Source organism: Synechococcus sp. BA-120 BA3, from assembly GCF_034931285.1.
Lineage (GTDB): Bacteria > Cyanobacteriota > Cyanobacteriia > PCC-6307 > Cyanobiaceae > Cyanobium.
Genome location: NZ_JAYGHZ010000108.1, coordinates 1 through 3,520, shown reverse-complemented (window position 1 = coordinate 3,520; position 3,520 = coordinate 1). Strand labels below are relative to the sequence as shown.

The 3,520-nt window shown below is 70.9% G+C and carries 6 protein-coding genes; 2 read left to right on the top strand and 4 right to left on the bottom strand.

Features of this window, described 5'->3' with window-relative positions:
* Positions 1-79: 79 nt before the first annotated feature.
* Complete coding sequence (locus VB737_RS05965; RefSeq protein ID WP_500311954.1) at positions 80-907, bottom strand: MOSC domain-containing protein; 828 nt, start codon at positions 905-907, stop codon at positions 80-82.
* A gap of 107 nt (positions 908-1,014) precedes the next feature.
* Here VB737_RS05965 and VB737_RS05960 point away from each other — a divergent pair, with 107 nt between their 5' ends.
* A complete protein-coding gene (locus VB737_RS05960) occupies positions 1,015-1,440 on the top strand; it encodes a hypothetical protein (protein WP_500311953.1) in 426 nt (141 codons plus the stop codon).
* A gap of 12 nt (positions 1,441-1,452) precedes the next feature.
* Here the strand turns inward: VB737_RS05960 and VB737_RS05955 are convergent, their stop codons facing one another.
* From VB737_RS05955 to VB737_RS05945, 3 genes are all read right to left on the bottom strand, one after another.
* Positions 1,453-1,638: a hypothetical protein gene (locus VB737_RS05955; protein ID WP_500311951.1), complete on the bottom strand. Its 186-nt coding sequence runs from the start codon at positions 1,636-1,638 to the stop codon at positions 1,453-1,455.
* Between the two features lie 19 nt (positions 1,639-1,657).
* On the bottom strand, positions 1,658-2,680 hold the full coding sequence (locus VB737_RS05950; protein ID WP_500311950.1) for a restriction endonuclease: 1,023 nt from the start codon (positions 2,678-2,680) through the stop codon (positions 1,658-1,660).
* Positions 2,681-2,864: 184 nt separating this feature from the next.
* Positions 2,865-3,296, bottom strand: a complete 432-nt coding sequence (locus tag VB737_RS05945; RefSeq protein WP_500311949.1) for an NUDIX hydrolase — start codon at positions 3,294-3,296, stop codon at positions 2,865-2,867.
* A gap of 15 nt (positions 3,297-3,311) precedes the next feature.
* On the opposite strand from VB737_RS05945, the gene VB737_RS05940 reads away from it, so the two are divergent.
* Positions 3,312-3,520 (top strand): hypothetical protein (locus tag VB737_RS05940; RefSeq protein WP_500311947.1); only part of this gene is annotated, 209 nt, incomplete at its 3' end.

The window sequence follows — 3,520 nt, the reverse complement described above, 5'->3', positions numbered from 1 at the left end:
CTCCGAGGCCCTGCTGGCTGAGGCCCTTGAGCGCCTGGCGGCCGGGCTGGTGCCGACGCCCTAGCCAGCGGCGGGCCGATCAGGGCAGCCGCCGCACCGGATCCCCCACTGCCACCGGGCCGGGGCTGACCACGCTCAGGCGGATGCCGGCCACCACGCCGTTGTGGCGGGCGGTGGCCCGCAGGATCTCCAGGTTCTCCTCCAGGGCGCCCTGGGCCAGGGTGGTGACGACGCAGCGGGGGCAGCCGCCGTCGACCCGCAGCACCAGCTGCTCGCCGATCTGCAGGCAGGATCCGCTCCAGGCCTCCTCCACGAAACCGGTGGACTCCGGCGGCGTGGCGATCAGCAGGTTGGGACGGAAGCGCTCGACGGCGAAATCCAGCTGGGGTTCGAGCTGCCGCAGCCGCTGGAGGGTGGCGGTGGTGATGGCGTGGATGGGGCAGGCATCGAAGAAGGTGCCCGCGGGCAGCTCCAGGGCGTTGGTCACGTCCTGGAAGGCGCGCTCCTCCACCGGCGGCCAGTACTGGTCGAGGCTGGCGCCCTCGGGGGGGGTGTCCAGCAGGCTCACCCGGCGACCGAAGCGCTCACTGAAGAAGGCGCCGATGTCGTCCTCGGCGCTGCACAGCCCGGGGCTGCCGTCGTCCTCGCGGGGGGCGATCAGCACCGGCGGCGGGGGCGCCGCCGGCGTCGGTTCCTCACGGAAGCGGGCCCGGTAGCCGAGCAGAGCCTGCCAGAGCCGCGGGTTCTTGGCGCTGGCCACCCGGCCGCTGGCGTGGTCCCAGAGGGCGTAGGCCCGGTCGCCCCGGATGCCGCGGGGATCCACCGCCAGCTGGCTGGGGGAGTCCCCGAGCATCGATTTCACCGGGTAGCGCCAGAGCGCCTGCACCGTTCCCACCAGATCCTGCACGCCCGCCGCCTGTCGTTGCCGGCGCACTCTGGAGGCGGAGGCGCGACAACGCCGGTAGCAGCACCTACCGTCCGCTGGGCGCACGCCGGGATCCGCCTTCCTTGGCCATGAAGGACTTCATCCACCTGCGATCCGCCAAATTCCCCGAGCTCCCGGGCGAGGCTGGGGAGATGGTGAATCCGGGAACGGTGGGCAAGGCCCTGGCGCTGCATCTTCAGGAGCGGCTGCAGGCGAACGGCCGGCAGGCCCCTTTCCTCTGCTGCGAAGACTGGGGCTGGTGGCTGGAGCTGGCCGACGTCCCCTTCCGTTTCGGCGTCTGCATCTACAGCCAGCCGGCCGAGGGGCAGGAGATGGAGTTCTGCTGCACCGACGGGGCCGTCGCCGGGCGGGTCTGGAACTGGCGCCGCTTTCGCTTCATCGACACGGCCCCCTGGGCCGAGGCCCTGCACGGGGAACTGCTGGCGATCTTTGGCGAGGATCCGGAGGTGGAGCTGCTGGGCTGCGGACCCGATTTCCCCTTGGGGGGCCCCTGAGCTGGTGCCCCGTCAGGGGCTCCAGAAGCCGCGGGAGTTGAGCCACAGCCCCAGCACCACCAGCGGCAGCAGGAACCCCGCCAGGATCTGCAGCCGCGGCCGCAGGCCGGTGGCCTCCGGTGCGGCCCCGGCGACCTCCTGCCGGGGGGGCGTGCCCCTGCCGTGGCTGGGGGTGCGTCGGCGCGAACGCGAAGCCATGGACTTGGGCGGTGGGATCCTAATTCTTCACCAGCACCTGCTCGAGCGAAAGACGGTCACGGATGTCAACGGGCAGGTGGGTCCAGTGGCGGGCGATCAGCTCGGCCAGCTGGTGGCCGTTGACGAGGCTGATCCTGGCGAAGCCCTCCTCGGCGGCTGCGGTGGTTGCCGCCGGCTGGAAATCGGCGGTGGTGATGAACACCCCATGGCCGCCGAAGGGAATGAACTGGCGCAGCTCCCGCACCGCGTCGGCGCCGATGCGGGCGCCGAGGTTGCCGCGGTGGAAGCGGGCATGGATGCGGATGCGGGCCGGCAGGGACAGGCTGATGTCGCCGCAGGCATCGAAGACGTCGCGCAGCGTCCCGCGGTGCTCGGTCCGCTCCCAGTCCTGGAAGCCGAGGGCATCGAGCAGATGGACCACCAGCCGCTCGAATTCGGCGGGATCCAGCTGCAGGAGCTGCTCGAGCACGCTGCGGTGGGCCTCCTCCTTCCGGGTGATCGCCCGGGCCGGGGCCGTTGTCTCCTGGCGGCCGATGGCGCGGATGAACTCGGCCTTGTGCTCCACCAGGAACACCGTCAGCAGGGACCGCATCCGGGTGTGGGCCGGAACGGTGAGCAGGGTGCGGATGGAATTGCGGAACGGCGCCGAGAAGTGGTCGAGCCGGAGCGGCTCGGGCGACCAGGTGACGGGACGCCGGTGGCGCAGGGGACAGCCGTCATCGCCGGTGGGGTCGTAGTAGGCGCGGCCCTCATCCACGACGCCGAAGCGCAGCAGGTCGGCTTCCGCCGCCGGGATGATCACGTGGTCGCCGGGGCGGATCTCGAACAGGAAGCGGTGGATCTCGTTGACGTAGTTGGAGAGCAGGATCGCGCTCTGGATGTCCGGGAAGTAGCGCCGCACCACCGAGAAGAGCTGCTCCCGGTTCCGGACCGGGCCGAGGTCCTCGGTGATCTCCCGCCAGCCGATGCCGACGAAGCCGCCGCTGAGAAAGTTGTCCGCGTAGATGCCGCCGCCCGCCCGAACGCACCAGACGTTGGTCATCGAAGGGACGCGGGTCGGGGGTGCAGGCCTGCGGGCGCCATGGACGGAGTGACGGCGCTGACAGCTTCCGCAGGGAAAATCCATGAGATTGTCGCGAATCTTGCCGGGAAGCGCATCCTCATCAAGCCTGAGACGCAGGAGAACGGTCTGTTACCTCCCATCTTAAGGCATCACTCACCATTCCTTAGTTCTTTGGCGCGCGCTTCGGGTCGAGGCGGCGCACGGCCCGCTCCAGGGACGGTGCCAGGCCGCGCCGCTGCTGCAGCCTCGGGCTCCAGATCCGGCCGCTGCCCAGCTCCTCCAGCCCGGCCAGCACCATGTCCTGGCCCTCGTTCAGCTGCAGCGCCTCCAGGGGCACGGTGAGGGGGCCGCGGAAGTAATAGGCGCTGAGCTGGTCGTCGTGGTGCTCGAACCAGAGCGGCAGCGCCGGCGCCCCCCAGCCGATCTCCTCGCCCAGCTCCCGCAGGATCGCCTGCTCTGGGCCTTCCCCTGGATCGAGGTGGCCGCCGAACAGCCCCCAACAGCCCGGATGGACGATCCCCTCGATGTCGTCCCGGAGCTGCAGCAGCCAGCGGCCCTCGCGCTCCAGCATCGCCAGCGCCACCGCGAAGGTCATGGGTGGAGGCGGTCCATGGGGCGCAGGCCGGCGATCGATGGGGGGATTCTGGGGTGTGATGCGGGCCGGCGCGGGGTGGAGCGGCAGGCAGCGGGCGTGGTCCTTGATCCCCGCCTAACTTTCCTGGGGATCCTCCAGCCCGTGAACACCGCCGATCTCACCTTCCTCCTGCTGCGGGCCGCCACGGCGGTGCTGTGCGGGGTGGCGGCTCGGGAGGCCTGGGA

Coding starts and splice junctions, on each gene's coding strand:
- VB737_RS05960 (WP_500311953.1), top strand. CDS start 1,015: ATGAAGGACTTCATCCACCTGCGATCCGCCAAATTCCCCGAGCTCCCG.
- VB737_RS05955 (WP_500311951.1), bottom strand. CDS start 1,638: ATGGCTTCGCGTTCGCGCCGACGCACCCCCAGCCACGGCAGGGGCACG.
- VB737_RS05950 (WP_500311950.1), bottom strand. CDS start 2,680: ATGACCAACGTCTGGTGCGTTCGGGCGGGCGGCGGCATCTACGCGGAC.
- VB737_RS05945 (WP_500311949.1), bottom strand. CDS start 3,296: ATGACCTTCGCGGTGGCGCTGGCGATGCTGGAGCGCGAGGGCCGCTGG.